The organism is Devosia sp. Root413D1 (genome assembly GCF_001425235.1).
In the GTDB taxonomy this organism is placed as follows: Bacteria; Pseudomonadota; Alphaproteobacteria; order Rhizobiales; family Devosiaceae; genus Devosia_A.
On sequence record NZ_LMEA01000001.1, the window covers coordinates 504,281 to 530,965 of the forward strand.

Annotated in this window: 24 protein-coding genes; 5 read left to right on the forward strand and 19 right to left on the reverse strand. The window is 66.1% G+C overall.

The annotated features are described in order from the left end of the window. Window positions 1-81: 81 nt before the first annotated feature. The gene (gene lnt, locus ASC89_RS02540; RefSeq protein ID WP_055994294.1) at window positions 82-1,695 is read right to left on the reverse strand and encodes an apolipoprotein N-acyltransferase; all 1,614 of its coding nucleotides are present in this window, start codon (window positions 1,693-1,695) and stop codon (window positions 82-84) included. 154 nt (window positions 1,696-1,849) lie between these two features. On the opposite strand from lnt, the gene ASC89_RS02545 reads away from it, so the two are divergent. Next, window positions 1,850-2,899, forward strand: a complete 1,050-nt coding sequence (locus ASC89_RS02545; RefSeq protein WP_055994297.1) for a serine hydrolase — start codon at window positions 1,850-1,852, stop codon at window positions 2,897-2,899. A 218-nt stretch (window positions 2,900-3,117) separates the two neighbouring features. On the opposite strand, the gene ASC89_RS02550 is transcribed toward ASC89_RS02545, so the two are convergent. The 4 genes from ASC89_RS02550 to miaB form a co-directional block, all read right to left on the reverse strand. Further along, window positions 3,118-4,029 (reverse strand): hemolysin family protein, encoded by a 912-nt coding sequence (locus tag ASC89_RS02550; protein ID WP_156384473.1) that lies wholly within the window; start codon window positions 4,027-4,029, stop codon window positions 3,118-3,120. Between the two features lie 182 nt (window positions 4,030-4,211). Next, on the reverse strand, window positions 4,212-4,685 hold the full coding sequence (gene ybeY, locus ASC89_RS02560) for an rRNA maturation RNase YbeY (RefSeq protein ID WP_055874250.1): 474 nt from the start codon (window positions 4,683-4,685) through the stop codon (window positions 4,212-4,214). Then, complete coding sequence (locus ASC89_RS02565; protein ID WP_244488381.1) at window positions 4,685-5,707, reverse strand: PhoH family protein; 1,023 nt, start codon at window positions 5,705-5,707, stop codon at window positions 4,685-4,687. The genes ybeY and ASC89_RS02565 overlap by 1 nt, the downstream gene beginning before the upstream one ends. A 39-nt stretch (window positions 5,708-5,746) precedes the next feature. After that, window positions 5,747-7,159, reverse strand: a complete 1,413-nt coding sequence (gene miaB / locus ASC89_RS02570) for a tRNA (N6-isopentenyl adenosine(37)-C2)-methylthiotransferase MiaB (RefSeq protein WP_055994300.1) — start codon at window positions 7,157-7,159, stop codon at window positions 5,747-5,749. A 238-nt stretch (window positions 7,160-7,397) separates the two neighbouring features. Between miaB and ASC89_RS02575 the strand changes: the two genes are divergently transcribed. Continuing rightward, complete coding sequence (locus tag ASC89_RS02575; RefSeq protein ID WP_055994303.1) at window positions 7,398-8,585, forward strand: PLP-dependent aspartate aminotransferase family protein; 1,188 nt, start codon at window positions 7,398-7,400, stop codon at window positions 8,583-8,585. Further along, a complete protein-coding gene (locus ASC89_RS02580) occupies window positions 8,582-8,953 on the forward strand; it encodes a VOC family protein (RefSeq protein WP_055994306.1) in 372 nt (123 codons plus the stop codon). The genes ASC89_RS02575 and ASC89_RS02580 overlap by 4 nt, the downstream gene beginning before the upstream one ends. 14 nt (window positions 8,954-8,967) lie before the next feature. Here ASC89_RS02580 and ASC89_RS02585 read toward each other — a convergent pair whose 3' ends face one another. The 7 genes from ASC89_RS02585 to ASC89_RS02615 all read right to left on the reverse strand — a co-directional run bounded on the left by ASC89_RS02585 (window position 8,968) and on the right by ASC89_RS02615 (window position 13,762). After that, the gene (locus ASC89_RS02585) at window positions 8,968-9,768 is read right to left on the reverse strand and encodes a 1-acyl-sn-glycerol-3-phosphate acyltransferase (protein ID WP_055874233.1); all 801 of its coding nucleotides are present in this window, start codon (window positions 9,766-9,768) and stop codon (window positions 8,968-8,970) included. Next, on the reverse strand, window positions 9,765-10,202 hold the full coding sequence (locus tag ASC89_RS02590) for a Fur family transcriptional regulator (RefSeq protein ID WP_055874230.1): 438 nt from the start codon (window positions 10,200-10,202) through the stop codon (window positions 9,765-9,767). The genes ASC89_RS02585 and ASC89_RS02590 overlap by 4 nt, the downstream gene beginning before the upstream one ends. A gap of 87 nt (window positions 10,203-10,289) precedes the next feature. After that, window positions 10,290-10,766: a ribosomal protein S18-alanine N-acetyltransferase gene (rimI, locus tag ASC89_RS02595; RefSeq protein ID WP_055994309.1), complete on the reverse strand. Its 477-nt coding sequence runs from the start codon at window positions 10,764-10,766 to the stop codon at window positions 10,290-10,292. Continuing rightward, window positions 10,763-11,368: a tRNA (adenosine(37)-N6)-threonylcarbamoyltransferase complex dimerization subunit type 1 TsaB gene (tsaB, locus tag ASC89_RS02600; protein WP_055994312.1), complete on the reverse strand. Its 606-nt coding sequence runs from the start codon at window positions 11,366-11,368 to the stop codon at window positions 10,763-10,765. Before tsaB ends, rimI begins: the two co-directional genes overlap by 4 nt. Window positions 11,369-11,613: 245 nt before the next feature. After that, a complete protein-coding gene (locus ASC89_RS02605) occupies window positions 11,614-12,171 on the reverse strand; it encodes a NifU family protein (RefSeq protein WP_055994315.1) in 558 nt (185 codons plus the stop codon). Between the two features lie 79 nt (window positions 12,172-12,250). Beyond that, a complete protein-coding gene (locus tag ASC89_RS02610) occupies window positions 12,251-12,736 on the reverse strand; it encodes a universal stress protein (protein WP_055874218.1) in 486 nt (161 codons plus the stop codon). Window positions 12,737-12,799: 63 nt separating this feature from the next. Beyond that, a complete protein-coding gene (locus ASC89_RS02615) occupies window positions 12,800-13,762 on the reverse strand; it encodes a helix-turn-helix domain-containing protein (RefSeq protein ID WP_055994317.1) in 963 nt (320 codons plus the stop codon). Between the two features lie 101 nt (window positions 13,763-13,863). Here ASC89_RS02615 and ASC89_RS02620 point away from each other — a divergent pair, with 101 nt between their 5' ends. After that, a complete protein-coding gene (locus ASC89_RS02620) occupies window positions 13,864-14,511 on the forward strand; it encodes a cysteine hydrolase family protein (protein ID WP_055994320.1) in 648 nt (215 codons plus the stop codon). 129 nt (window positions 14,512-14,640) lie between these two features. Here the strand turns inward: ASC89_RS02620 and trpS are convergent, their stop codons facing one another. The 3 genes from trpS to ASC89_RS02635 all read right to left on the reverse strand — a co-directional run bounded on the left by trpS (window position 14,641) and on the right by ASC89_RS02635 (window position 18,058). Further along, window positions 14,641-15,684, reverse strand: coding sequence for a tryptophan--tRNA ligase (trpS, locus tag ASC89_RS02625; RefSeq protein ID WP_055994323.1), 1,044 nt, complete (start codon window positions 15,682-15,684; stop codon window positions 14,641-14,643). Window positions 15,685-15,851: 167 nt separating this feature from the next. Next, window positions 15,852-16,874 carry an L-threonine 3-dehydrogenase gene (gene tdh, locus ASC89_RS02630; protein WP_055994332.1) on the reverse strand — a complete coding sequence of 341 codons (1,023 nt, stop codon included), beginning with the start codon at window positions 16,872-16,874 and terminating at the stop codon, window positions 15,852-15,854. Then, window positions 16,874-18,058, reverse strand: coding sequence for a glycine C-acetyltransferase (locus ASC89_RS02635; RefSeq protein ID WP_055994335.1), 1,185 nt, complete (start codon window positions 18,056-18,058; stop codon window positions 16,874-16,876). Before ASC89_RS02635 ends, tdh begins: the two co-directional genes overlap by 1 nt. Before the next feature lie 105 nt (window positions 18,059-18,163). On the opposite strand from ASC89_RS02635, the gene ASC89_RS02640 reads away from it, so the two are divergent. Further along, entirely contained in the window at window positions 18,164-18,733 is a 570-nt protein-coding gene (locus tag ASC89_RS02640; protein ID WP_055875936.1) for a helix-turn-helix domain-containing protein, read from the forward strand. A 202-nt stretch (window positions 18,734-18,935) separates the two neighbouring features. Here the strand turns inward: ASC89_RS02640 and murJ are convergent, their stop codons facing one another. The 4 genes from murJ to mutS are packed head-to-tail and all read right to left on the reverse strand — an operon-like array spanning window position 18,936 to window position 26,604. Continuing rightward, a complete protein-coding gene (murJ, locus tag ASC89_RS02645) occupies window positions 18,936-20,498 on the reverse strand; it encodes a murein biosynthesis integral membrane protein MurJ (protein ID WP_055994338.1) in 1,563 nt (520 codons plus the stop codon). After that, the gene (locus tag ASC89_RS28035) at window positions 20,495-21,154 is read right to left on the reverse strand and encodes an endonuclease domain-containing protein (RefSeq protein ID WP_082533139.1); all 660 of its coding nucleotides are present in this window, start codon (window positions 21,152-21,154) and stop codon (window positions 20,495-20,497) included. Before ASC89_RS28035 ends, murJ begins: the two co-directional genes overlap by 4 nt. Beyond that, window positions 21,147-23,948: a [protein-PII] uridylyltransferase gene (locus ASC89_RS02650; RefSeq protein ID WP_055994340.1), complete on the reverse strand. Its 2,802-nt coding sequence runs from the start codon at window positions 23,946-23,948 to the stop codon at window positions 21,147-21,149. Before ASC89_RS02650 ends, ASC89_RS28035 begins: the two co-directional genes overlap by 8 nt. Continuing rightward, on the reverse strand, window positions 23,929-26,604 hold the full coding sequence (mutS, locus tag ASC89_RS02655) for a DNA mismatch repair protein MutS (RefSeq protein ID WP_055994343.1): 2,676 nt from the start codon (window positions 26,602-26,604) through the stop codon (window positions 23,929-23,931). The genes ASC89_RS02650 and mutS overlap by 20 nt, the downstream gene beginning before the upstream one ends. Between the last annotated feature and the right edge of the window lie 81 nt (window positions 26,605-26,685).

A 26,685-nucleotide genomic window follows, 5' to 3' on the forward strand; every position in this document is an offset into this window, starting at 1 on the left:
GGTGTTTTGCCACTCGGGCATCGCGCGGTCAAGTCATATAAAGGAAGCTTTATGTCCCCCAGGGGCGCTGTTGCAGAAAATTCATGCGATGCGACGCGGGCGCCGCGCCGCAACCAGCGAGCCGAGGATGCCGAGAACCACCGCTACCCAGAACGGCAAGTCGCCGATCCGGTTGAACAGCGTGCCGCCGGGCAGCGGCTCGGACGGCACCACGTCGAGCACCCCGACCTGCTCCTCGGCCAGTTGCGCGACGACGCGGCCGAGTGGATCGACGCTCAGCGTCACCCCGGTATTGGCGGCGCGCAGCATCGGCAGCCCGGTCTCGACGGCCCGCATCCGGGCATGGTGGGCGTGCTGGGCCGGGCCGATCGAACCCATGAACCAGGCATCGTTGGTGACGTTGAGGATGAATTGCGCCTGCGCGGGGTCGCCGATATCGCCGGGGAACACCGCCTCGTAGCAGACCAGCGCCAGGAATGGCGGCGTGCCAGGCGGCGTCATCAGCCGGCGGCCGTCGCCGGCGGCCCAGCCATTGGTGCCCGGCACGAACTGGTTGATGCCGAACAGCCGCCAGAAACTCTGGAACGGCAGATATTCGCCGAACGGCACCAGGTGCGATTTGTCGTAGCTCGCCACCACCTCGCCACTGCTGTCGATGGCGAGGATGGAGTTGTAGCCCGGGTTGTCGGGGATCGGCAGGCCGTCGTCGCCGATCGGTTCGCGCGGCGCGCCGGTGAGCAGCAGCGTGGTGTCGGGCAGCATGCGGGCGATGCGGGCGATGCCATCGGGGTAGTTGGTAAGGAAGAACGGAAACACCGATTCCGGCCACACCAGGTGGGTGATGCCGCTGAGACCCGGATCGGCGGGGGTCAGCTTGCTTTCGGAGAGGCCGATCAGCTGGTTGATGATCGCATCGGGATCGGCCACCGACCAGTCGGCGTGCTCGAGCACCATCGGCTGCACCATGCGCACCTTCATATCGGTGCGCGCCGTGAGGGTGGTGCTGGTGAGCCGCCAGTTGCCATAGGCGACCTGCGCCGCGATCAGCGCGATGGCGAGAAAGATCGGGATCAGCCGGCGCACCAGCCCGCGCTGGTCGGCCGGCCAGATCAGCGCCGGCGTCATGGCGATCAGTGCGGCGATGAAGGTGAGCCCATAGCTGCCGACCACCGAAGCGAGCTGCAGCATCTCGTCATTGGCGGTCAGCGCGTAGCCGATGAGATCGAACGGAAAGCCCGAGAACAGGTGCCCGCGCCCCCATTCGGCCAGCGCCAGGAAGCTGGCCAGGGTGACGATACGAAAGGCGCCGCCCGACCAGACGAGGTGCGCCAGTGCGCTGCCCAACCCCCAGAAGATGGCGAGAATTGCTGCCAGCCCGACGATGGCGAACGGCATCAGGATGAGGAAGACGCCGCCTTCCTGGAGGAACGCCGCGCCCAGCCAGTGCAGCGCCACCGTGAAATAGCCGAGCCCGAAGCCAAAGCCGATCTGGAATGCCGGGCCGACCAGCCGGCGCCATTGCCGCCGATGTTCCGCGCCATCGAGCGCCCAGACCCAGACGGGAAGGGCAAGGAACAGCGCCGGCAGGAGGAAGAACGGAGGCACCGAAGCCGCCGCGATCGCCCCGGCCACGACGACGATGAGGAAGCGTCGCCAGCCATGGCTCAGCATCACGGTCTCGGCCAGCCAGGTCATGCGGCGCTCGAATCACAGGGCATGTGGCAAGGTCGCGAGGTGGGCGCGCCGGGTCAAGTCGGCAGCGCCCCAGTGGCCAGCGCTAGCGCAACCGTGATCAAGCGACGAGCCCGGCCGTGCCCCAGCATCGGTTGACAGAACAAGGGAGACGACGGTGACGAACTGGGAACGGGCAACGCCCGAAGCGGCGGGCTTTGCCGCCAACCTCGAGCGGAAGCTGGCGGCGGGCTTCGAATCGGGGCTCCTGCTGCCCATTCACGCCCTGCTGGTGAGCCGCGCCGGCAAGCTGGTGCTCGAGCAGTATTTCGAAGGCGAAGACGAAAGCTGGGGTGATTCGTTGGGCCGCGTGCAGTTCGGGCCGGAGGTGCTGCACGACCTCCGCTCGGTGACCAAGAGCATTGTCGGGCTGCTCTATGGCATCGCGCTCGAGCGCGGCCTCGTGCCGGCGCTCGATGCGCCGGTGATCGACGGCTTCCCCGAATATCCCGATCTCGTCGCCGATCCCGAGCGGCGCAAGGTGACGGTGGCGCATACCCTCAACATGACCATGGGCATGGAGTGGGACGAGAACAAACCCTATACCGACCCGACCAATTCCGAGATCGCCATGGAAATGGCGCCGGATCGCTACCGCTTCATTCTCGATCGGCCGATCACCGGCGCACCGGGTGAGAAATGGGTCTATTCCGGCGGCGCCGTGGCGCTGATCGGTGCGCTGATCGAACGCGGCTCCGGCCAGAAGCTCCCCGACTTCGCGCGTGAAGCGCTGTTCGCGCCGCTCGGCATCACCGGTTTCTACTGGATGGCGGGAAGCGACGGCGTGGTGTCGCCGGCCTCCGGCCTCCGCCTCACCGCACCGGACCTGTTGCGGATCGGCGCCATGCTGATCGATGGCGGGCGCCACGAAGGCCGGCAGGTGGTGCCGGCGGCGTGGATCGAAGCCTCATGGACGCCCGCCATCCAGACCTGGGACGGGCTGGGCTATGGCCGGCTCTGGTACATCCACGAAGCGCCGGCGCCCGGCTACGACAAGCCGCTGCGCTGGGTCGGCGCCTTCGGCAATGGCGGCCAGCGGCTCTGGCTGGCCCCCGAAGCCGGCATCGCCTGCGTCATCAATGCGGGCGACTACAACAAGTTCGATCGCTGGGTAACGCCGGTGCGGATCTGGCGCGAGATCGTGGTGGGGAATCTGGAGCGGGCCTGAGGGGTAGGACGGCCGGATCGCTTCACGAGGGTGGGGGGCTCGGCCGTTGACCCACCCACCGGATGTCATCCCAGCGAAAGCTGGGACCCATTTTACAGCCCGCGCCAGAGGAGAGTTGGGTCCCAGCTTTCGCTGGGATGACAACCGTGGTTGGGGATAGCACTGTGGTCTCTAATCCACCGTCGCTAGCCGTCAGCCCCGCGGCCTCCGGGTGACGCCTACTCCGCCGCCGGCGCCGGCGTATCCTCCGGCGCCTTCGCCACCGGCGGCTTGGGCGGCCGCGGTTTCGGTTGCTTCAGCCGCTTGATCTTGACGCGTTTGACCTGCCGGCTGTCGGCCTGCAGGATTTCGAACTCGAACCCCTTGATGCCGTTGACGTGCTCGCCCTTGGCCGGGACGTGGCCGGCCAGTTCGAACACCAGGCCGCCCAGCGTATCGACTTCGTCGGCATGGCTGCCGGGGTCGAAATCCGGGCCGATCACCTCCCGCACTTCCTCGAGTTCGGCGCGGGCCGAAGCGATGAAGACGTTGGAGTTGACCTTGCGCACCAGCGCCACGTCGTCGTCGTGCTCGTCCTCGATCTCGCCGACCACCGCTTCGAGCAGGTCCTCGATGGTGACGAGGCCGTCGGTGCCGCCATACTCGTCGATGACCACGGCCATGTGCACGCGTTTGAGCTGCATCTGCTGCAACAGGTCGCCCACCGGCATCAGCGGCGGCACGAACAGCACCTGGCGCACCAGGTCGAGCTTTTCGAGCCTACTGCGCAGCGGCGTCGAAACCAGCTTTACCGGCACCGTCGCTTCGGGGTCGGTCGCCGGCTCGGTGATCCGGCGCAACGCGTCCTTGACGTGGATGAAGCCGGTAATGTTGTCGAGGCTGTCGGAATAGACCGGCATGCGCGAGTGGCCGACCTGCCGGAAGCGGGTGACCAGCACGCCGAGCGTCTCGGAAGTCTCGATCGCCTCGATATCGGCGCGCGGGATCATCACGTCCTCGACCCGCTTCTCGGCGAGATCGAGCACGTTCTTCAAAATCGTGCGTTCGGACTGGGTGAAATCGGCGGTGCCGCCATTGTTCTCGCTCTCGAGCGCCACCTCGAGGTCATCGCGCAGCGACACGGTGCGCATGGCGATGAGGCCGCGCAGGCGATTCCAGATCTTTTGCCCCCACGTGACCGCGGGGGCGGGACTAGAAGGAGGCTCGTTGTTGGACTTGGTTTGCGCCGGCTTTTTGGGCGGCGCGGACGGACTGTCGGAGTCGTTCATCGGGTATGGCCGCGTGCGGCCTTCAATTCATCGGAGGGTGTAATTTAGCTATCGGCGTAGGGATCGGCAATGCCGAGGCTCGCGAGGATCTCGGTTTCGAGCCCCTCCATCTCCTCGGCGTCCTCTTCCTCGATATGGTCGTAGCCCAACAGGTGCAGGAAACCGTGCACCACCAAGTGGGTGAAATGCGCTTCAAAGGAAATGCCCATCTCCTCGGCCTCCTTCTCCACCGTCTCGCGCGCCAGCGTGATGTCGCCGAGCAGCCCTGAAACCGGCGCGAACGGCTCGATCTGCGGGAAGCTCAAGACGTTGGTGGATTTGTCGAAGCCGCGCCACTGCCGGTTGAGCTCGCGCTGCTCGGCATCGTCGGTCAAGACCACCGAGACCTCGGTAACGCCGATGACCTCGGCTTCCGATTGCTTCAGCGCGGCGCGAATGGCGGTTTCGGCCACGGCCTCAAGGCTCTCGGGCCAGCCCTCCGCGTTGACCGCGAAGGCGATTGATAATGGGGCTTGCATCAGGCCTTCGTGTTGTTCTCGGCCAGCCGGCGCGCCGTATCGGCTTCGTAGGCGCGGACGATCCGGCCCACCAGCGCGTGACGGACCACGTCCTTATCGTTGAAGCGCGAGATATGCACGCCCTCGACGCCATCGAGCAGGTGCACCGCCTCGATCAGCCCGGATTTCTCGCCGCGCGGCAGGTCGACCTGGGTCGGATCGCCGGTGACGATCATCTTACTGTTCTCGCCCAGGCGGGTCAGGAACATCTTCATCTGCATCGAGGTGGTGTTCTGCGCTTCGTCGAGGATCACCACGGCATTGGCGAGGGTGCGGCCGCGCATGAAGGCCAGCGGCGCCACTTCGATGATGCCCGAGGTGATGCAGCGCTCCACATGTTCGGGGCGCATCATGTCATAGAGCGCGTCATAGAGCGGGCGGAGGTACGGATCGACCTTGTCCTTCATGTCGCCGGGCAGGAACCCGAGACGCTCGCCGGCTTCGACAGCCGGACGGGAAAGGATGATCCGGTTGATATCGCCGCGCTCCAGCAGCGTCGCGGCGTGGGCGACGGCGAGATAGGTCTTGCCGGTACCGGCCGGGCCGACGCCGAACACCAGTTCGCTCCGGTCCATGGCGCGCATATAGGCGTCCTGCGCCGGAGTGCGCGCGACGATGGTGGCCTTGCGGGTCGCGATCTGCGCCATGCGCACCCTGCCCTTCTTCTCGAGCGTGGGCAGGCTCAGCTGGCTGTCCTCGGTCTCGATCATGCGGATGACGCCGTCGACGGTCGACACCTCGATCTGCTGGCCCTCTTCGAGCTGCTCATAGAGCGACTCGAGGACGCGCCGCGCCTGGTCGACGGAAGTGGCGCCGCCTTTCAGCATCACGTGGTTGCCGCGCGGCGTCGCCTGTACGGACAATCGCTGTTCGATCAAAGCCAGGTGCTGGTCGAAATCGCCGTAGAGTTGCGCGGCGAGCTTGTTGTCTTCGAAGGCGAGTTCAAGCTGGGAGGACGGGCCGTGGTCGGTAGACGGGGGCAAATGCCTGCTCAAATCTCTGGGGCTCCTAAGGGCGGCCTCTCAGATATGGGCCGCGATGGCTTGAGACTCAATAACGCTAGCAGGATTCGGTTCCGCGACTGTGACAATCTTGCCGATGAGGGAATTATTCCGGGCTTCAACGATCTCGACCGGAATGATCTGGCCGATCAACCGGGTCGGGCCATCCATATGCACGGCCTGCAGATAGGGCGAGCGGCCACCGATCTGGCCGGGCTGCCGGCCGGCCTTCTCGATCAGCACCGGCAGGGTGCGGCCGACCACCGAGCGATGGAAGGCATGCATCTGGTCGTTGATCTGGTCGTTGAGCCGCTGCAGGCGCTCGGTCTTTTTCGCTTCGGCAACCTGGTCGTCCATCGAAGCACCGGGCGTGCCGGGGCGGATCGAGTACTTGAAGGTATAGGCCGAGGCATAGCCGACATCCTTGACCACCTGCATTGTCTCCTCGAAATCGGCATCGGTTTCGCCGGGGAAGCCGACGATGAAATCGCCTGACAGCGCCATGTCCGGCCGGGCCGCCATGATGCGCTCGATCACCCGCATGTAGTCGGCGCGGGTGTGGCGGCGGTTCATCGCCTTGAGGATGCGGTCGGAGCCAGCCTGAACAGGCAGATGCAGATAGGGCATCAGCGCCTCGAGATCGCGATGCGCCTCAAGCAACTCGTCGGTCATGTCGAGCGGGTGCGAGGTGGTGTAGCGGATGCGGGCAATGCCGGGGATCTCGGCCAGCCGATGGCAGAGTTCGCCGAGCCCGACGCTACGGCCGCGCGCATCAAGGCCGTGATAGGCGTTGACGTTCTGGCCCAGCAGGGTGAGCTCGCGCACCCCGGCTTCGGCAAGGTTCTGCGCCTCGCGCAGCACCTGCTCGAGGGGGCGCGACACTTCGCTGCCACGGGTATAGGGCACGACGCAGAACGAACAGAACTTGTCGCAGCCTTCCTGCACGGTGAGGAAGGCGGTAAGGCCGCGGGCGAGGGTGACTTCCTTTTTCGCCGCCGGCAGGTGTTCGAACTTGTCTTCCTCGGGGAAGTCGGTGTCGACGACCTTGGCGCCATTATGGGCGCGGGCGATCAGCTCGGGCAGGCGGTGGTAGGATTGCGGGCCGAACACCAGGTCCACGGCCGGCGCCCGGCGGACGATCTCGTCGCCTTCGGCCTGCGCCACGCAGCCGGCGACGCCGATCATCAGGTCCTGGCCATTGGCCCGGCGCTCTTCGCGCAGGTCACGCAGCCGCCCGAGCTCGGAGAACACCTTCTCGGAGGCCTTTTCGCGGATGTGGCAGGTGTTGAGCACGACCAGATCGGCATCTTCCATCACCTGCACCGGCTCATAGCCGTGCGGCGCCAGGGCATCCGCCATGCGGTCGGAATCGTAGACGTTCATCTGGCACCCGTAGGTCTTGATGAACAGCTTCTTGGGCGTGTGCTCGGTCATGGGCGGGTGAATACACCGAAGTGGGGTGGAGTGCAAAAGCACTGGGCTGGTGCGCCTGGCCACCCCCACCCTTGATCCCTCCCCACAAGGGGGAGGGAGACGACTGAAGCTTCGGTTCTCGCATCCTCCCTCCCCCTTGTGGGGAGGGTAGCGCAGCTCGGCGAAGCCATAGCGAAGCTGGGTGGGGGTGGCCCCACGCGCCGGATTGAGGCACGTTCCCTGCTCGGAGAAAACCACCATGACCAACCACCTCAATACTCTGGCCCTGCATGGCGGCGATGGCGCCCGCGTCGTCGGCGAACCACTGGCGCCGGCGCCGGTGCTGTCGACCACCTATTTCACCCACCCCGATGCGGTGGGCTTTTCTGCTTCGGACCTCGAGGCCGATGCGCCGCATTTTTACACCCGCTGGAGCAACCCGACGCTCGAGCTCCTGGAAAAGCGCCTGGCGCTGCTCGAGGGTGGCGAGGCGGCATTGAGCTTCGGCTCGGGCATGGCGGCAATCACCGGACTGTTTGCTGGCCTGCTCAAGGCCGGCGATCACCTGGTGCTCTCCGACGTCTGCTATGCCGGCGTCGCAGAATATGCCCGGCATGCCCTGCCGCGGCAGGGGATCGAAGTGTCGTTCGCCGACAGCTCCAACCCCGACAATGTCGCGGCCGCGCTGCGCCCCAACACCCGGCTGGTGCATATCGAGACCCCGGCCAACCCGATCCTCAAGCTCACCGACATCGCCGCGGTCGCCGCCATCGCTCATGCCGGCGGGGCCGAATTGTCGGTGGATTCGACCATCGCCACGCCGGTCGGTACCAACCCGATCGCGCTGGGCGCCGACTATGTCTGCCACTCGCTGACCAAATATCTTTGCGGCCACGGCGACGCACTGGGCGGGGCGGTGATCGGCCGCGCCGTGCCGATCGCCGCGCTGCGCAAGGAGGTGCTGATCCACCACGGCGCGGTGCTGTCGCCATTTTCCGCCTACCTGATCCTCCGCGGTATCGAGACGCTGGGCCTTAGGATGGATAAGCATCAAGCCAATGCCCTGATGGTGGCGGAATGGCTGGAGCGGCACCCGAAAGTGCGGCGCGTGCTGTGGCCAGGGCTCGCCAGCCACGAGCAGGCGGAGCTGGCGCGGCGGCAGATGCGCAATTTCTCCGGGCTGCTGAGCTTTTCGGTCAACTCCGACAGCGCCGGCATGGCGCGGCAGCTGGCCGAACGGCTGAAGCTCGTGAGCTACGCCGTGTCGCTGGGCAAGACCAAGTCGCTCTGCTTTTACATCCCGACCGAGGATATCCTGCGCTCCTCCTTCGCCCTTGCCGACGAGCGGAACTATCGCGACTGGGCCGGCGAGGGAGTGTTCCGCGTTTCGGTCGGTATCGAAGACGCCGACGCGATCATCGCCGATTTCGATGAGGCGCTGAAATGAGCGGTACGCTGAAGGAGATCGTCTTCGATTGCACCCGGGCCGCGCCGCTGGCCCGATTCTGGACAGAGGTGATCCAGGGCTATGCGGTGCGCCCCTATGACGACGAGGAGATCGCCCGGCTCGCCGCGCTCGGCCTCACCCCCGAAACCGATCCGGTGGTAATGGTCGATGGCCCCGGTCCGACGCTCTGCTTCCACGAGATCGAACGCGGCCGGGTGCAGGGCCGCATCCATCTCGATGTGCAAGTGGCGGATCGGCCGGCCGAGCGCACCCGGCTGATCGGCCTCGGCGCCGCCGTGCTGCGCGAAGCCGACGGCTACACCGTCATGGCTGACCCCGAAGGCAACCACTTCTGCCTCGTCGACTAGCCTTGGGCTGAAGCCTATTCCGCCGCGACCGGCAGCGGCGTGCCGCGGTTGAGCGCCACCAGCATGCGGCGGACCTCGTTCTCGGTCTGCTTGGCCAGTTCCTTGCGGTTGGTGCCGGAACTGAGCGGGCGCGGCGTGCCGAAGGCGAGAGTCACCTCGCGGGTGCCGCCGGTGAGGATTTCCTTGATGTTCTGCTTCACCGACTTGGATTTGATCCAGGCGATGAACGAACGGTCGGTGCGGCCGACCGGCAGGCCCTGCAGCTTGGTATAGGCGATGGTCAGCGGCTGGATCATCACCTCGCCGGCGCCGGCTTCCTCCATCGCGTGCTGGGCGGCGCCGATCAGCGCCGAGCGGAACGGCAGCACGTGCGTGCCGAGGTCGGACTGGCCCTCGGCGAACAGCAGCACCGCGCCGCCTGAGGCCATGCGCTTGCCCATCTCCTCGCTGACCCGCTTGGCGTCGCTGCGCTTCTTGCGATCGACATAGAGCGTGCGCTGCAACGAGGCCATGAAGCCGACGAAGAACCATTTCTGGATCTCCGATTTGGCGACGAAGGTGACGTCGGCCTTGGAGCCGATGGCGATGATGTCGGTCCACGAGATGTGGTTGGAAACGATCAGCGTCGCCCGGTCGGTGGAGGGCGTGCCGATGACGTTCACCTTCATGCCGAGGAAGGTGCAGCCGAACCAGTGAAACCAGCGCGGGATCTGGTTGTTGAACCATGGGCTGCGCGAAACGAGGAACTGCAGCGGCACGAACACGATGAGGAACGGCACGTAGCAGAAGACGAAGAACAGCACGCGCAGGATCATTTTTTGTTCTCGTCCGACTTGAGCGGCACAGCATAGAGCTCCAGCCGATGGTCGACCAGCCGGTAACCCAGGCGCTTGGCGATCACCTCCTGGATGGCTTCGATCTCTTCGTTGCGGAACTCGATCACCTTGCCCGAGCGGATATCGATCAGGTGATCGTGGTGCTCATCCGGGATCAGCTCGAAGCGCGCCCGGCCATCCTTGAAGTCGTGCTTGGTGACGAGCCCCGCTTCCTCGAACAGGTTGAGCGTGCGGTAGACGGTGGAGAGCGAAATGCGCGCGTCGATGGCCGAGGCGCGGCGATACAGCTCCTCGACGTCGGGGTGGTCGACCGCCTGCTCGATCACCTGCGCGATGACCCGACGCTGGTCGGTCATCCGCATGCCCTTCTGGGCGCACTGCTCTTCGAGAGTTTGAATGCCGGGTTTGCTCATCGGGCGTCCCCCGTTACGAAATTTGCCTGGTCGCGCTCTGGAGGTGGAAAAGTCTGCCACTCTTCCTGATCACGCTCCACATCCCGGTTAGCCAAGATCGCTCGCCATGACAATAGCGGTGGCCGGCGTGCCGTCAGGACGCGGATAATAGCCCTTGCGCTCGCCGACGGTGGTAAAGCCGAACTTGCCGTAGAGCTTCAGCGCCCCGGTATTGTCGGCGGCCACTTCGAGCAGCATGCGCTTGGCCGGGCTCATCCGCGCCGCCTCGAACAGCGCCCGCATCAGCAGCGCGCCGACGCCCTTGTTCCGCCATTTGCGATCGACCGCGATGCTGATCAGCTCGACCTCTTCGCCCAGGTGCCGCAGCATGGCGAAGCCGGCAATGCGCCGGCGGCTGTCGCAGGCGACGTAGACCGGCGTATCTATGCCGGCGACATAGGCGGCGAACTCTTCACGCGTCCAGCCGCGATAGAACCCCTCGGCGTGGAGCCGCGCGATGGTCTCGGTGTCGGCGCCGCGCGCCGGCTCGACATGCAGCGTATTCGGCGACAGCCAGAAGTTCATTGTCCGACCCTCGCGACGCGGAACTTTTCCTGCGGCTTGGCATCGGCATCGCGGATATAGGCCGCCTCGGGCGGGTAGCCCTTGGGGTCTGCTGTGGCCGCAAACCGCGCCAGCGCCGCGATATCGACCAGCGGCGAGGTGATCAGCCCGGCGCCGGCGGGCACACGGCGGCGCGCCTCGTCCATCGGCAGCACCTGCGGTTCGCCGATCGGAAGCGCCGGGCCGCTGAACAGCTGGAAATACGCCTCCTCGCGCCGCGCATCGAGCAGCACCGCGGTGGCCTCGCATCGGGTCGCGAGCGACAGCGCCAGCAGCGACGGCACGCCGACCACCGGGATACCGAGCGCCAGGCCGAGCCCGCGCGCCGCGCTCAGCCCGATGCGGAGCCCGGTGAACGAGCCGGGGCCGGTGGTGACAGCGATGCGGGTCAGGTCCTTGTAGGCGACGCCGTTGCGCCCCAGCAGCTCGTCGATCGCGGGAAAGATCCGTTCGGCCTGGCCCTGCGCCATCTCCTCGACCAGCGTGTCGGCATGATCGTCCACCAGCAGCGCCAGTTGCAGGCGCGGCGCGGCGGTATCGATGGCGAGAAGGACGCTGGACATGTGGGAGAGATAGGGGTTCGGCGGTGGGTTGTCACGGGGGATGACTGAAGCAGACGGCCCCCTCCCGGCCTCCCCCATTATGGGGGAGGTGAAGAGTCGAGGCTCTTTCTTCGATCGTGCCAAACGCACCGGCGGGGCACCTCCCCCTTCATGGGGGAGGATGGGAGGGGCCGTCTCTCTCAGTGAGTCCCAAAAACAAATCGCCCGGCACAGGGCCGGGCGATTCGAAACTCAATTCGCAGCGTTCAGACCTGCTGCACGGCCTCGACGCCCGGCACGAAATGCCGGAGCAGGTTCTCGATGCCGCTCTTCAGCGTCGCGGTCGAGGACGGGCAGCCTGAGCAGGCGCCCTGCATGTGAAGGAACACCGTGCCCTCCTTGAAACCCTTGAAGGTGATGTCGCCGCCATCCATGGCGACGGCCGGACGCACGCGGGTGGCGAGCAGTTCCTTGATCACTTCGACGGTCTCGGCGTCGGACTCTTCGAAGAACTCTTCGCCGGTCACCACTTCCGCGGTGCCGTCAGCGAGCACCGGCTTGCCGGAGAGGAAGTGCTCCATGATCACGCCGAGGATCGCCGGCTTGATGTGGCTCCACTCGGCCGTGTCCTTGGTGACCGAAATGAAATCCGAGCCGAGGAACACGCCTTCGACGCCGGGAACGTCGAACAGCGCCGCGGCCAGCGGCGAGATGGCGGCCGATTCGGCCTGCCGGAAATCGCGCGGTTCACCCACCAGCACATCGCGGCCGGGCAGGAATTTCAGGGTCGCCGGGTTCGGCGTCGCTTCGGTCTGGATGAACATCTGAAGGTTCGGACTCGTGTTAGAACAATTCCAAACTAGTGTTTTGGAGCCCGAAATGCAAGGGTCCGGCCACGTGCCATCAGGTCACGGCGACGATCTGCTCGTCGGTCATGGTGCCCGGGATGATGGTGACGATCACCGGCAGCGCCGCCTGGCCGGCGCGGGTGGCGAAGCTGCTGACCAGCGGGCCCGGGCCTTCCTTGCCGCCGGCGGCGGCGATCACCAGGATAGCGATGCCGGCGTCCTCGGCCACCAGCCGCTCGATCTCGCTCACCAGGTCACCCTCGCGGATCACTGTCTCGGTGCGGATGCCCTCGCCGATCTGGCCGATGCGGGCGCGCTTGGTATCGAGTAGCCGCTCGGCTTCCTCGCGCGCCTCGGCGCGCATCACTTCCTCGACGCCGAGAAACTGCGTGAAATCCTGGCTGTCGATCACCGAGAGCAGGACCACCGTGCCGCCGGTCCGCTTCACCCGGTTGGCGGCGAAGGTGATGGCGCGATCGGCTTCCTTGCTCTCGTCGATGACAACGAGAAACTTGCGTTTGTATTCGTCGGTAGAAATCACGGGCCGCCGCGCCAGAGTTTGAACAAGGCCATATTCTCCCATTGGGCAGCGGGGCTGGCAAGCTCAGCCGCGCCGGGCGAACTCGCGGCGGTATTGTGCCGGTGTCGTCGCCAGTTGGCTGGTGAAATGCTGCCGCAGCGAGGTGGCCGTACCGAAGCCGGCCAGCATCGAAACCTCTTCGATCGAGGCGGTGGTGGTTTCGAGCAGTTCCTGGGCCCGCGCCACGCGCTGGGCGGCGAGCCAATGGGAGAAGCTGAGACCGGTGCGCTTCGAGAAATGCCGGGTGAAAGTCCGGCGCGTAAGGTTGGCCGCGGCGGCAACCGAATCGAGATCGTGGTTCGCCGCAAGATCGGCGAGCACGCCGTCGAGCGCACGGGATAGTCCGTCGACGCGCGGGGCGGGAGGCTCGGGGTGCTCGATGAACTGGGCCTGGCTGCCCTGCCGGTGGGGCGACAGGACGATCCGCCGGGCCAGCCGCTGCGCGACGTCGGCGCCGTAGCGGCGGCGCACGACATAGAGGCAGCAATCGAGCGCCGCGGCGACGCCGGCGGAGGTGATGACGTCGCCGGTATCGACATAGAGCACATCGGGCCGGAGGCGGATGGCGGGATAGAGTTCGGCGAGCCGCCCGGCCGAGGCCCAATGGGTGGTCGCCTCGCGACCATCGAGAAGCCCTGCGGCGGCGAGGACGAAGGCCCCGAGGCAGAGGCCGACGACCAGCGCGCCGCTGGCGTGGGCGGTGCGCATGGCAGCGCTCAGGGCCGTGGGCACCGGCTCGTCGATGTCGCGCCAGCTGGGCACGATGACGATGTCGGCGCCGTCGAGCCCCTCGAGGCCGTGGGGGGCGACAAGGCCGAGGCCGGATTGCGTCGCCAGCGTCGTGCCCCGCTCGAGGGCGCAGACGCGGAACTCGAACGCCGGCAGCCCCTGCGCCGTGCGGTCTTCACCGAACACCAGGCAGGGCACCGACAGGTGAAATGGACTGATGCCATCGAAAGCGATGGCGGCGACGACCGGCTTGTGCATGCCGGTTTGTCCCAATTGTTTCGACCAATGTCAATCGGGCCACTGGTTGCGAAACCGATCGCGGCGCAGAACTGCCGCCTGAAGCCAGCAAGGAGAGTGACATGGCCAGCACAGACAATGCCCGGCGGGCGCTGATCGTTATCGACGTGCAGAACGACTACGACCACCGCGGCAATCTCGAGATCGAGTACCCGCCGTTCGCCGAGACGCTGCCGAATGTCGCCCGCGCGATGGACGAGGCGCAGGCGAACGGCGTCAAGGTGATCGTCATCAGGATGCTGGGAATGGCGACCGGGAACGTGTTCCGGCCGGGCACGCACGGGGCGGAACTGCATCCCGAGGTCGCGCGCCGCCACCGCGACCACCTGATCGAAAAGACCCTGCCCAGCGCCTTTACCGGCACCGATCTCGAATACTGGCTGCGCAGCCGCGGCATCGAGACCGTGACCATCGCCGGCTACATGAGCCACAACTGCGACATGTCAACGGTGGTGCACGCGCTGCACATGGGGTTCGGTGTCGAGTTCCTCGCCGATGCGTCCGGATCGCTCGCCTATGCCAACCGGGCCGGTGCAGTGACCGCCGAGGAGATCCATCGCGTGATGAGCGTGGTGTTCCAGTCGCGCTTCGCGGCGGTGCTGAGCACGGCAGAATGGGCCGGCCACCTCAGGGCCGGAACGGCGCCCGAGCGCGACACGCCCTATGCCTCGTGGCAGCGGGCGGTCGCAGATCGGCAAGCGGCTGCCTAGCGTGCCTTCACGGGCATCTCACCGTTTCAACGGAACGGTGAGATGTTCTGGAGCGCTTTCAGGAAAAGTTGCAGACTTTTCCTCCTCGGACTTGATCCGGGGATCGAAAGCGCGACCAAATCAAAGACTCTAGCGGACGAAGCCGACGATCTTGCGCACGTCGTCCATCACCGGCACGGCGATGGCGCGGGCCCGGTCGGCGTTGCGGCGGAGGATCTGGTCCATTTCGCCCGTGTCGGCGACGAGCCGCTTCATCTCGGTGGCGATCGGCGACAGCACGGTCACGGCGAGCTCCGCCAGCGCCGGCTTGAACTTGCCCCAGCCGCTCCCGCCGAACTCGGCCAGCACGCCATCGACCGAGGTGTCGGAGAGCGCCGCGTAGATGGCGACGAGGTTTTCCGCCTCGGCCCGCCCGGCGAGACCCGCGGCCTCGGTCGGCAGCGCATCGGCGTCCGTGGTGGCGCGCTTGATCTTCTTGGCGATCGTATCGGCGTCATCCATCATGTAGATGGTCGACATGTCGGAAGCGTCGGATTTCGACATCTTCTTCTTGCCGTCCTTCAGCGACATCACCCGCATTGCCGGGCCGGTCGACAGCGTCTCGGTCAGCGGGAAGAAGTCGTCCTTCACCCCCAGGCCTTTGATCTGCTTCTTGAAATCGTGGTTGAACTTCTTGGCGATATCGCGCGTCAGCTCGAGATGCTGGCGCTGGTCGTCTCCGACCGGCACGCCCGTCGCCTTGTAGAGCAGGATGTCGGCCGCCATCAGCGAGGGGTAGGCGAACAGCCCCAGCGACACCGCCTCGGAGTTTTCGCCACCTTCGGCCCCGGCCTTGTCCTTGAACTGGGTCATGCGCGTCATCCAGCCGACGCGCGCCACGCAGTTGAAGATCCAGGCGAGCTCGGCGTGCTCGACCACCTGGCTCTGGTTGAAGATGATCGACTTGTTGGGGTCGAGCCCGGCGGCGATGTAGGCCGCAGCGATCTCGTAGGTCCAGCGCCGTAGATCCTCGGGGTCCTGCCACACCGTGATCGCGTGCATATCGACGACGCAGTAGATCGTCTCGTGCGTTTGCTGCAGCGGCACAAAGCGCCGGATGGCGCCCAGGTAGTTGCCGAGATGCAGGTCGCCGGACGGCTTGATGCCGGAAAAGACGCGCGGGGTGAAAGCCATGAGGGGAGTCCCTATAGATCAGGGGTTTGCCTCTACCCCCCTCCCAACCTCCCCCGCAAGGGGGGAGGTGCCGTTTCGTGCCTGTGGCTTGATCGTGCCAGGCACACCGGCGGACACCCTCCCCCTCGCGCGGAGGGTTGGGGAGGGGGGTGCCAAGCGCACAGATCTCACCACTCCAAAACGATCTTGCCCTTCTCGCCCCCGGCCGCCAGCTTGAACGCCTCGGCATAGTCGTCGGCCGACATGCGGCGGGTGATGACCTTCCTGACGTCGAGCCCCGACTCCAGCATTGCCAGCATCTTGTGCCAGGTCTCGAACATCTCGCGCCCATAGATGCCGCGCAGCGTGATCATCCGGAACACGATCTTGCCGAGGTCGAAGATGAACGGCCGGGCCGGCACGCCGAGCAGCGCAATGCGGCCGCCCATCACCATGTGGTCGATCATCTGGTCGAGCGCCGCCGGCGCGCCGCTCATCTCGAGGCCGACATCAAAACCTTCCTTCATGCCGAGCTTGTTCATCACGGCGCGGAGGTCCTCGGTCGCGACATTGACCGGCACCACGTCGGCGACTTCGGTGGCGAGCCGGAGCCGCTCGGGGTTCACGTCGGTGATCACCACATGGCGCGCCCCGACATGCCGGGCGACCGCCGCGCCCATGATGCCGATCGGCCCGGCGCCGGTGACCAGCACGTCCTCGCCGACAATGTCGAAGGCGAGCGCCGTGTGCACGGCATTGCCGAGCGGATCGAGGATAGCGCCCAGTTCGTCGTCGATCGCGTCGGGCAGCGGGATGATGTTGAAGGCAGGGATTTTGACGAACTCGGCGAAGGCGCCAGGGAGGTTTACCCCGATCCCCTTGGTGTCGGGGTCGAGGTGGAACTTGCCGGCCCGCGAGGCCCGGCTCCTCATGCCGACGACATGGCCTTCGCCCGAGACGCGCTGGCCGACCTTGAGGTTCCGGACCTCGGCGCCGACGGCGGCGATCTCGCCCGAATACTCGTGGCCGGTGACCAGCGGCACCGGCACGGTTTTCTTGGCCCAGTCGTCCCAGTTGTAGATGTGGATATCGGTGCCGCAGATGCCGGTCTTGTGCACCTTGACCAGTACGTCCTCGGGGCCGATCTCGGGGATCGGTCGCTCTTCCATCCAGATGCCGGGCTCGGATTTGGCTTTGACCAGGGCGCGCATCAGATCACTCCTACTTCCTTGCCGGCCTCGGCAAAGGCGCCGATGGCGAAGTCGATATCAGCGGCCGACAGGGCGGCCGACATCTGCGTGCGGATGCGGGCCTTGCCCTTGGGCACCACCGGAAAAAAGAACCCGGCGACATAGACACCGCGCCTGTCGAGGGCAGCAGCGAGGTCCTGCGCCAGCGTTGCTTCGCCCAGCATCACCGGAATGATCGGGGTCTCGCCGGGGAGGAGATCGAAGCCGAGTTCACCCATGCGCTGGCGGAAGCTCCGGGTATTGTCCCTGAGCTTCTGCCGCAGGTCGTCCGCCCCTCGGGCGATTTCGATCGCCTTGAGCGAGCCGGCCGTCACCGCCGGGGCGAGGGCGTTGGAAAACAGGTAGGGCCGCGCCCGCTGGCGCAGCAGGTCGATCACCGCCTGCGGGCCGGTGATGAAGCCGCCCATCGCGCCGCCAAGCGTCTTGCCGAAAGTGCCGGTGATGATGTCGGGCTCGGCGCCCGTAAGCGCGCCGGTGCCGCGCCCCTCGGGGCCGAGATGCCCGGTGGCGTGGCAATCGTCGACCGCAATTATGGCGCCATACTTCTCCGCCAGCGCGCGGATCTCCGGTAGTTTGGCGATATAGCCATCCATCGAGAACACCCCGTCGGTGACGATCAGCCGGAAGCGGGCCTTGTCGGTGATCGCCTGCTTGAGCTGGGTCTCGAGATCGTCCATGTCCGAGGTCTGGAAGCGATAGCGCTTGGCTTTGCTCAGCCGCACCCCGTCGATGATCGAGGCGTGGTTGAGGCTGTCGGAGATGATCGCGTCGTCTTCGGTCAGCAGCGTCTCGAACAGCGCGCCATTGGCGTCGAAACAGGCGGCAAAGAGGATCGCGTCGTCCTTTTGGAGATAACGCGCTATGGCGGTCTCGAGCTCGCGGTGCAGGTCGAGCGTGCCGCAGATGAAACGGACCGAAGCCATGCCGAAGCCATACTGCTCGAGCGCCGCGGCGGCGGCGTCGGCGATCGCCGGATGGTCGGCGAGGCCGAGATAATTGTTGGCGCAGAGGTTGACCATCTGTCGCCCTGCCACGGTCACCTGGCCGCCCTGCGGCGAGGTGATCTGGCGCTCGCGCTTCATCAGGCCCTGCGCCTCGATGTCATCAAGCACGGTCCTGAGGTGATCGAGATATCCGGTCTGCATGGTCATTCCTCCGATATGGAGGAAATTCCGCTATAACGGACAGATAGTCAAGTGATCGCGGAATTTCCGCTTGGCAGCCAGAGCCTACTTGGCGATAAAGGCAGCATGGCAAGCACCGAAGCCCCCGATATCGGCCCGATCATCCAGCGTGAGCGCAAGGCCCGGCACCTGACGCTGGAGCGGCTGGCAGCGCTCTCGGGTGTGTCGCGCTCGATGCTGAGCCAGATCGAGCGCGGCGAATCCAACCCGACCTTTGCGGTGCTCTGGGGGCTGACCCAGGCGCTGAAGATCGACCTCGCCGACCTGATCGCCGGCGGCGTGGCGCATCGGCGCGCGGCGCCGGTCGATGTGGTGACGGTGCCGCTGACGCCCGAGATCAACAGCCCCGAGGGGCACTGGCGGCTGCGCATCCTGAGCCCCACCTCGATGGCGGGCCGCGTCGAGTGGTACGAGGTCGAGATTGCCCCGGGCAGCCGGTTGCACAGCGCCCCGCATGCCGTCGGCACCTACGAGCACCTGACGGCGCAGACCGACGGGCTGCGGGTCAAGACGGCTTTGGGCGAACAACTGCTGGGCGCCGGCGAAACAGCCCGCTACCGGGCTGATGTCGAGCATGAGATCGCCAATGACGGTAAGCTGCCGGCCCGGGCGCTGATGGTCGTGGTGTACGAGTAGCCGCACACCTTGAGCGTGTGCCCACCCCCACCCTTGATCCCTCCCCACAAGGGGGAGGGAGACGCCTGAACCGAGATCGTGCAGCCATCGCCCTCCCTCCCCCCGGGGCGACCTCTTGTCGTCCACTTGTGGGAGGGCAGCAAAGCTTGCGAGCGAGGCGAGCTAGCGTCGCTGGGTGGGGGTGGCCAGATGCAACGGCCGTTCAGCCCTTCCGCCGCCGCAACCGGCGCAGCAGTCCACCCAGCCGCTGCACCCCGGTGAGGTGCGCCAGCGCGAAGTAGAGCCCCGCCCCGAACACGCAGAGCGCCAAGAGCGCCAGTGCCTGTACCGGGAAGAAGTACCCTGGGTCGAACACCGGCCCGAGCAGTAGCACGAGGCCGTAGAGCGCGCCGGACATCACCAGCGTCAGCAGCACGATCATGCCCTCCTGCCGCCACTCCGCACCGCTGATGGTGAAATGGCCGCGACGGGCGAGGAAAATGGCCAGAAGCACGACGTTGGCCCAGGCGGCGATCGAGGTGGCGAGCGCGATGCCGACATGCTTCAGGGTCGGGAACAGCGCCAGTGACAACACGATATTGATGATCAGCGAGACGAAGGCGAACCAGGTCGGCGTCTTGGTGTCCTTGCGCGAGAAGAACCCCGGCTGCAGCACGCGGATCAACACGAAGGCAGGGAGGCCCACCGCGAAGGCGATCAGCGCATGCGAGACGTTGACGCTGTCGGTCGGCCCGAAGGCGCCGCGTTCGAACAGCACCCGCACCACCGGCAGGGAGAGCGCGATCAGCGCTCCGGCGGCCGGCATCGACAGCAGCATCGAGAGGAACAGCGACTGGCTCTGGCTCTGCCGCGCCTCGAGCTCGCGCCCGGCGCTGAGGTGGCGGCTCAGTTCGGGCAGCAGCACCGTGCCGATGGCGATGCCGATAATGCCGAGCGGCAGCTGGTACAGCCGGTCGGCATTGTAGATGATCGACATGACCTCGTCGGCGCCCGAGGCGATGATGGTGCCGACGAAGATGTTGATCTGCGTGATACCGCCCGCGATGATCGCCGGCACTGCGAGGATCCAGAACCGCCTGACCTCGCTATCGAAGCGCGGCCACCGCAGTTTCGGCACGAAGCCGGCGCGGCGGATCGCCCAGTAAACCAGCGCCAGCTGCGCGATGCCGCCGAGCATGGTGGCGATCGCCACCCAGAACGCCGTGTCCGGCGCCTCGAGCGTCAGGATCGCCAGGGGGATCAGCGCCCCGATATTGACGATGTTGAGCACGATCGGCGCGAAGGCAGCAGCAAAGAACCGCCCGAGGCTGTTGAGGATCGCCGCATAGGCCGCCATCAGCGACATGCAGGCGAGATAGGGGAACATGATCCGGGTGAGAAACACCGTCAGGTCGAACTTCGCCTGATCGCCGACAAAGCCGGGAACGAACAGCACCATGATCTGCGGCGTGAAAATCTCGACGAGGATGGTAACGACGAGGATCGCCGCCACCAGCCAGCTCATGATCCGGCCGGCCAGCTCCTTCGCCCCCTCATTGCCCTCGGTTTCGAGCGCAGTCGAGAACATCGGCACGAAGGCGGTGTTGAAGGCGCCTTCGGCGAACAGCCGCCGGAACAGGTTGGGAAAGCGGAACGCCGCGTTGAAGGCGTCGGACACCGGCGAGATGCCAAGCACCGCCGCCATCAGCGCATCGCGGGCAAAGCCGAAGATGCGCGAAACGAGAGTGAGCCCGCCGACCGAGAGGAAGTTGCGGTAGAGGCTCAACGGCTTTCCCCGTCGGGAGGGATCTGTGCGGGAAGAGTACCCCCTCCCCTGTCCCCTCCCCGCAAGGGGGAGGGAGACGCCAACACTTCGCTCGGTGGTGCGGAGGCGCTCGCAGGTAGGGAGGGTCTCCTCCCCCCTTGCGGGGGAGGGACAGGGTGGGGGGTATTTGAGACCTTGGATATTGCCCCGAGCACCCCGGCGACCACCTCGTACACACCGCTCTCGTTTGTCAGTACGTCATCGTTGGTAAAGCGGAGGACGTGGATGCCTCTACCGCGCATATACTCGTCGCGAGCAGCATCGCGTTCGGGGCTTACATGGGTCTCGCCATCGACCGCGATGACGAGTTTGGCATGCATGCAGGCGAAGTCGGCGTAGTAGGGCCCGATCGGCTGCTGCCGGCGAAAGTGCCAACCATCTTCACGAAACTGCCATAGCAGGCGCCACAGGGCGCGCTCCGGACCGGTCTGGTTGTGGCGAAGGGATTTGGCCCGGGCGATGCTCAAAGAGACCCCCTGGGGGGGGGAGGGGACCAGGGCACGCAAGTCTTCGTTAGCCACTGACGGCAGTGTTGGCGTCTCCCTCCCCCTTGCGGGGAGGGGACAGGGGAGGGGGTATCTGCCTGCGCGGATCTCTCCGCGCGAAAGGCTACCCATTCGCCACCTTGGCCGCCTTTTCGTCCCCGCCCTGGAACACCGCCAGCAGCGCGTCGTGGATCTTTTTCTGGCGCGATTTCGACTCGATCTTATGGCCGGTGAGGTCGGTGACGTAAAAGACGTCGACGGCCTTTTCGCCATAGGTGCCGATATGGGCCGAGCCGATGGTGAGGTTGAGGTCGGAGATCTGCCGCGTCAGCTGATGCAAGAGGCCGGTGCGGTCGAGCCCCATCACCTCGATGACGGTGAACTTCTCCGAGATGGTGTTCGACACCGCCACCTGTGCCGGCAGGGTGAAGGGTTTGAGCCGCTTGTTGTGGCGGCTTTCCTTGCCGAGGTCGATCAGCACCTGGCGCTTGCCCTGCAGCAGCTGTTTCACCGTATCGATGATGCGGGTGGCGCGGACCTTTTCGTCCTCGTCCGAAGTGAAGGAGCGGCGCAGCCGGAAGGTGTCGACGGCGCGGCCGTCGCGAGTGCCGAAAATCTGCGCCCCGATGATCGAGGCGTCGGCCATGGTGCAGGCGCCGGCGATCAGCGACAAGAGCCGTGGGTGGTCCGGGGTGTAGAAGCTGACCTCGGTGATCGACTCGAAGGATTTGACCCGGATCGAGCCGGCGAACATCTGCCCGGCCTGGTCGGCGGCGCGGATCATCCGGGCATGCTCGACCTGCAGTTCCGGCTCGGCGCGCAGCCAGTAATGGTCGTAGTGGCGGCCGACATAGGTATCGACTTCCGGCGCCGGCCAGGCGGCGAGCGCACGGCGCAATACGGTCTTTGCCGCCTCGATGCGGTCACGTTGCGTCACCTGGCTGTGGCCGCCCGAGAGCAGCGGCTCAGTGGCGTAGTAGAGGGCGCGCAGCAGTGAGCCTTTCCAGCCGGTCCATACTCCGGGGCCGACCGCCCGGATATCGCAGGCGGTGAGGATCATCAGCAGCGCCAGCCGCTGCGGCGATTGCACCACATCGGCGAAGGAGCGTGCGGTTTCCGGATCCTGGATATCGCGGCTCTGGGCGATCTCGCTCATCAACAGGTGATGTTCGACCAGCCATGAGACGGTGTCGGTCTCGGCCGGATCGAGCCCGAGGCGCGGGCAGAAGCGGCGGGCGACGCGCGCCCCGGCGATCGAGTGATCCTCGGGCCGGCCCTTGGCGATATCGTGGAGGAACAGCGCCACGTAGAGCAGCCGCGTATCGTTGAGATGCGGCAGCAGTTCATGCGTCAGCGGCAGCTGTTCACGCAGGCCCCCATTGGCGATGTCGGCCATCACCCCGACAGCGCGGATCAGGTGCTCGTCCACCGTATAGTGGTGGTACATGTTGAACTGCATCAGCGCGACGATCTTGCCGAATTCCGGCACGAAGCGGCCGAGCACGCCGGCTTCATTCATCTGGCGCAGGATGCGCTCGACATAGGTCGGCGCCGTCAGGATCTCGAGGAACCAGGCATTGGCCTGCTTGTCGTTCCTCAGGTCATGGCCGATCAACTTGAACGAGCGGCGGATCAGCTTGATGGCGTCGGGGTGGAGGTGCGCATCGTGCCGCCCCGCCAGCATAAAACCCTTGATCAGGTTGCGCGGGTCCTTCTGGAACACCTCTGGCCCGGCGACATTCAGCCGACCGCCTTCGATGACGAAATCGGTCTCGCCCTTGATCGGCACCTTGCCGCGCTTGAACGGCGCCAGTACCCGCCCGACCATGTCGAGGGGCTTGGCGTGGTCGAATTCGAGCGAAGTGCAGAAGATGCGGGTCAGGTCGCCGACATCCTTGGCGACGAGGAAATAGCGCTTCATGAAGCGCTCGACCCCGAGCATGCCGGCACGGTCATTGTAACCGAGGCGTTGGGCAAGGTCGGGCTGCACGTCGAAGGTCAGCTTTTCGTCGGCCCGGCCGGTCAGGAAGTGGAGGTTACAGCGGATCGCCCAGAGGAAATCCTCGGCCCGCTGGAACAGCCGGTATTCCTCGGCGCTCAAGACGCCCTTGCCCACCAGTTCGGCGCTGGATTTGACCCGGTAGAAATACTTGCCGATCCAGAACAGCGCGTGGAGGTCGCGCAGGCCCCCCTTGCCGTCCTTGATATTGGGCTCGACCACATAGCGGGTGTTGCCCATCTGCCGGTGCCGTTCGTCGCGCTCTGCCATCTTGGCGGCGATGAACTCGGGGCCCGTCTTGGGCATGATTTCGCTTTCGAACCGGCGCACCAGCTCGTCGAACAGCTTCCGGTCGCCGGTGAGGTAGCGTGCCTCGAGCGTCGCCGTGCGCACCGTCATGTCGGAGCGGGCCATGCGGATGCAGTCGTCGACCGAGCGCACGGCGTGCCCGACCTTCTGGCCGAGGTCCCACAGCATGTAGAGGATGTATTCGGTGATCTGCTCGCCCCAGGGCGTCTGCTTGTAGGGCAGGATGAATAAGAGATCGATGTCGGAGCCCGGGGCCAGCGTGCCGCGGCCATAGCCGCCGACCGCGGCAATCGAGATCATCTCGGCGCCGGAGGGGTTGTCGACCGGATAGACGTCGCGCACCGCGAAATGGTGCACTGCGCGAATGATCTCGTCTTCGGCGGCGCTGAGGTTCATCGCGCAGCGCGTGCCCTTGCCGGTCGCCATCAGCTCGGCCTCGGCGCCCGTGCGGGCGTCGGCGAGCACCGAGCGGACATGCTGGAGCACGATGCCGCGGCTGGCAGCGGACTTGGGGTCCTGACCAGCGACGAGCCGCCGGATGTCGCCGAGAATGGTCTCGGCCGAAGTCAACTGGAAGGCCGGTTTTCGCGGTCGGGCGTCAATTTCGGCGAGCTGCATCGCGGATTTTCTTAAGCTCGTAGATCAGGTCGATGGCCGCGCGGGGCGTAAGGTCGTCGGGGCGCACCTGATCGAGCATGTCATGGATGGGATTAACGGCCGCCTTCGGGGTGGGCGGTTGATGCGCAAAGAGCGGCAGATCGTCTAGCACGACGGCTTTTCCGCCGGAAGAGCGCTGTTCGAGCACGCCCAGCACCTGGCGGGCCCGGGCAAGCACGGATTCGGGCAGGCCGGCGAGCTTGGCCACCTGGATGCCGTAGCTGCGATCGGCGGCGCCGTCGGCCACTTCGTGCAGGAACACCACTTCCCCCTCCCACTCGCGCACCTTCATGGTGTGGTTGGAAACGCGCTTGAGGGTCTTCGAAAGCGCCGTCATCTCATGGAAGTGCGTCGCGAACAGGGCGCGACAGCCGGTCTGGTCGTGCAGCGCTTCGACCGCCGCCCAGGCGATGGAGAGTCCATCGAAGGTGGCGGTGCCGCGGCCGATCTCGTCGAGGATCACCAGCGAGCGCTGCGTGGCGCGGTTGAGGATGGCGGCGGTTTCGACCATTTCGACCATGAAGGTCGAGCGCCCGCCGCCGATATCGTCGGAGGCGCCGACGCGCGAGAACACCCGATCGACCACGCCGATATGTGCCGCCGAGGCCGGCACATAGCTGCCCATCTGCGCGAGGATGGCGATCAGCGCGTTCTGGCGCAGGAAGGTGGATTTACCGCCCATGTTCGGGCCGGTGACCAGCCACAGCGCCCCACCGGTCAGATCGCAGCCATTCTCGACGAATACCTCGTGCTGCGCCCGCACATTGGTTTCGACCACCGGATGCCGGCCGCCTTCGATGTAGAAGGCGAGGCTGTCGTCGATGGTGGGGCGGCAGAAATTGCGGGTCATCGCCAGCTGCGCCAATGCGGCGGCGACATCGAGCTCGGCGAGCGCATCGGCGATGGCCCGGAGCCGGGTGTTCTCGCCGGCGACGGCGTCGGCGAGGCGGGTGAAGATCGTTGCTTCGATGGCGAGCGAGGCATCGTGCGCCTTGGCGATGCGGCCCTCGAGCTCGGCCAGTTCCGCCGTAGTGAAGCGCATGGCATTGGCCATGGTCTGGCGGTGGATGAACGTCTCGCGGTGCGGAGTTTCGAGGAGCTTGCCGCCATGCCCGGCCGGCACTTCGACGAAATAGCCGAGCACGCCGTTATGGCGGATCTTCAGCGACCGGACGTCGGTCTCCTCGATCAGCCGGGCCTGCAGCGCCGCCACTACGCCGCGGGTTTCAGTGGCCAGCGCCCGTTCGGCATCGAGCCCCGCATCATAGCCGCGTTGGACGAAGCCACCGTCGCGCGCCAGCAGCGGCGGCTCGTCATCGATGGCCCCGCCCAGTTCGGCGGCGAGTGCCGCCGGCGCATCGGCGAGGCGGGCAGCGATGGCTTTGAGCTCGGCCGGCGGCCGGTCGAGGGTGGCGAGGCGCTCGGCCAGCGCGATGGCGGCGGCAATGGCGCCGCCAGTGGCGCGGAGGTCACGCGGACCGCCACGGCCCAGCGCCAGCCGGGTCAGCGCCCGGGTGAGATCGGGCACCGACTTGAGATCGCTGCGCAGCCGCTGGTTGAGGAGGCCATCGCCGACCAGGCACTCGACCGCATCGAGCCGGGCGTTAATCTGGTTGGCGTCGCAGAGCGGTGCCGCCAGCCGCCGGGCGAGGAGGCGCGAGCCGGGCGGGGTGACCGCCAGGTCGATCTCGTGGCGGAGCGAGCCCTTCTCCTGGCCACGCTGCGTTTCCAGCAGTTCGAGCGAGACGCGGGTCGCGGCATCGATCGCCATATGGGCGCTCAGACGCTCGGCAGCCGGCGGGCGGAGCGCAACGGGCACGCCCTTCTGGCTGTCGCTGATGTAGTCGAGCAGCGCGCCAAGCGCGGCGCGGCCGGCGCGGGAATAGGCGGTGGGGTCGACCTCGCCGCCAGGAAAGGCGGCGGCAATGCGCTTGCTCGCCAGCTCGCTGTCGAACTGGGCCCCCTCGAGACTGACCAGCGCTGCGTCGGGCAGCGGGATTTTCGACTCGGCGAGGGCAATGCGGGTCGCATCCGTGAGCAACAGTTCGGCCGGAGCAATACGGGCCAGCTCGTCGGCGAGCGCCAGCGCCGAGACGTCCAGCACCGCGGTCTCGCCGGTCGACACGTCCGCCCAGGCGAGGGCGAAATCGGTCTCGCCGTGCCGCACCATGCTGAGCGAGGCGAGGTACGCCGAGCCGCGGGTCGGCAGCAGGTCGTCTTCGGTGATGGTGCCGCGGGTCACCAGGCGCACCACGTCGCGCTTCACCGGCGATTTCGAGCCACGCTTCTTGGCTTCGGCCGGATCTTCCACCTGCTCGCAGATGGCGACGCGATGGCCGAGGCCAATGAGCTTTTTGAGGTAATCCTGCGCCGCGTGGATCGGCACCCCGCACATCGGGATATCCGCCCCCTGGTGCTTGCCGCGCTTGGTGAGGACGATGCCGAGTGCCTGGCTGGCGATCTCGGCGTCCTCGAAGAACATCTCGTAGAAATCGCCCATCCGGTAGAACAGCAGGTACCCCGGATTGACCGCCTTGATTTCGAGGAACTGCGACATCATCGGCGTGATGGGCGCGCTCTCTAGGGCATTAGGGGCAGAATAGGGCGCTTGGTCCATCGGCTCGGCAGCAAAGACAGGGAGGCCGGGACGTTAGGGGGTTTGGGGAGAGCGGGCAACTGAGTCGGGGTCGCGCTCCAC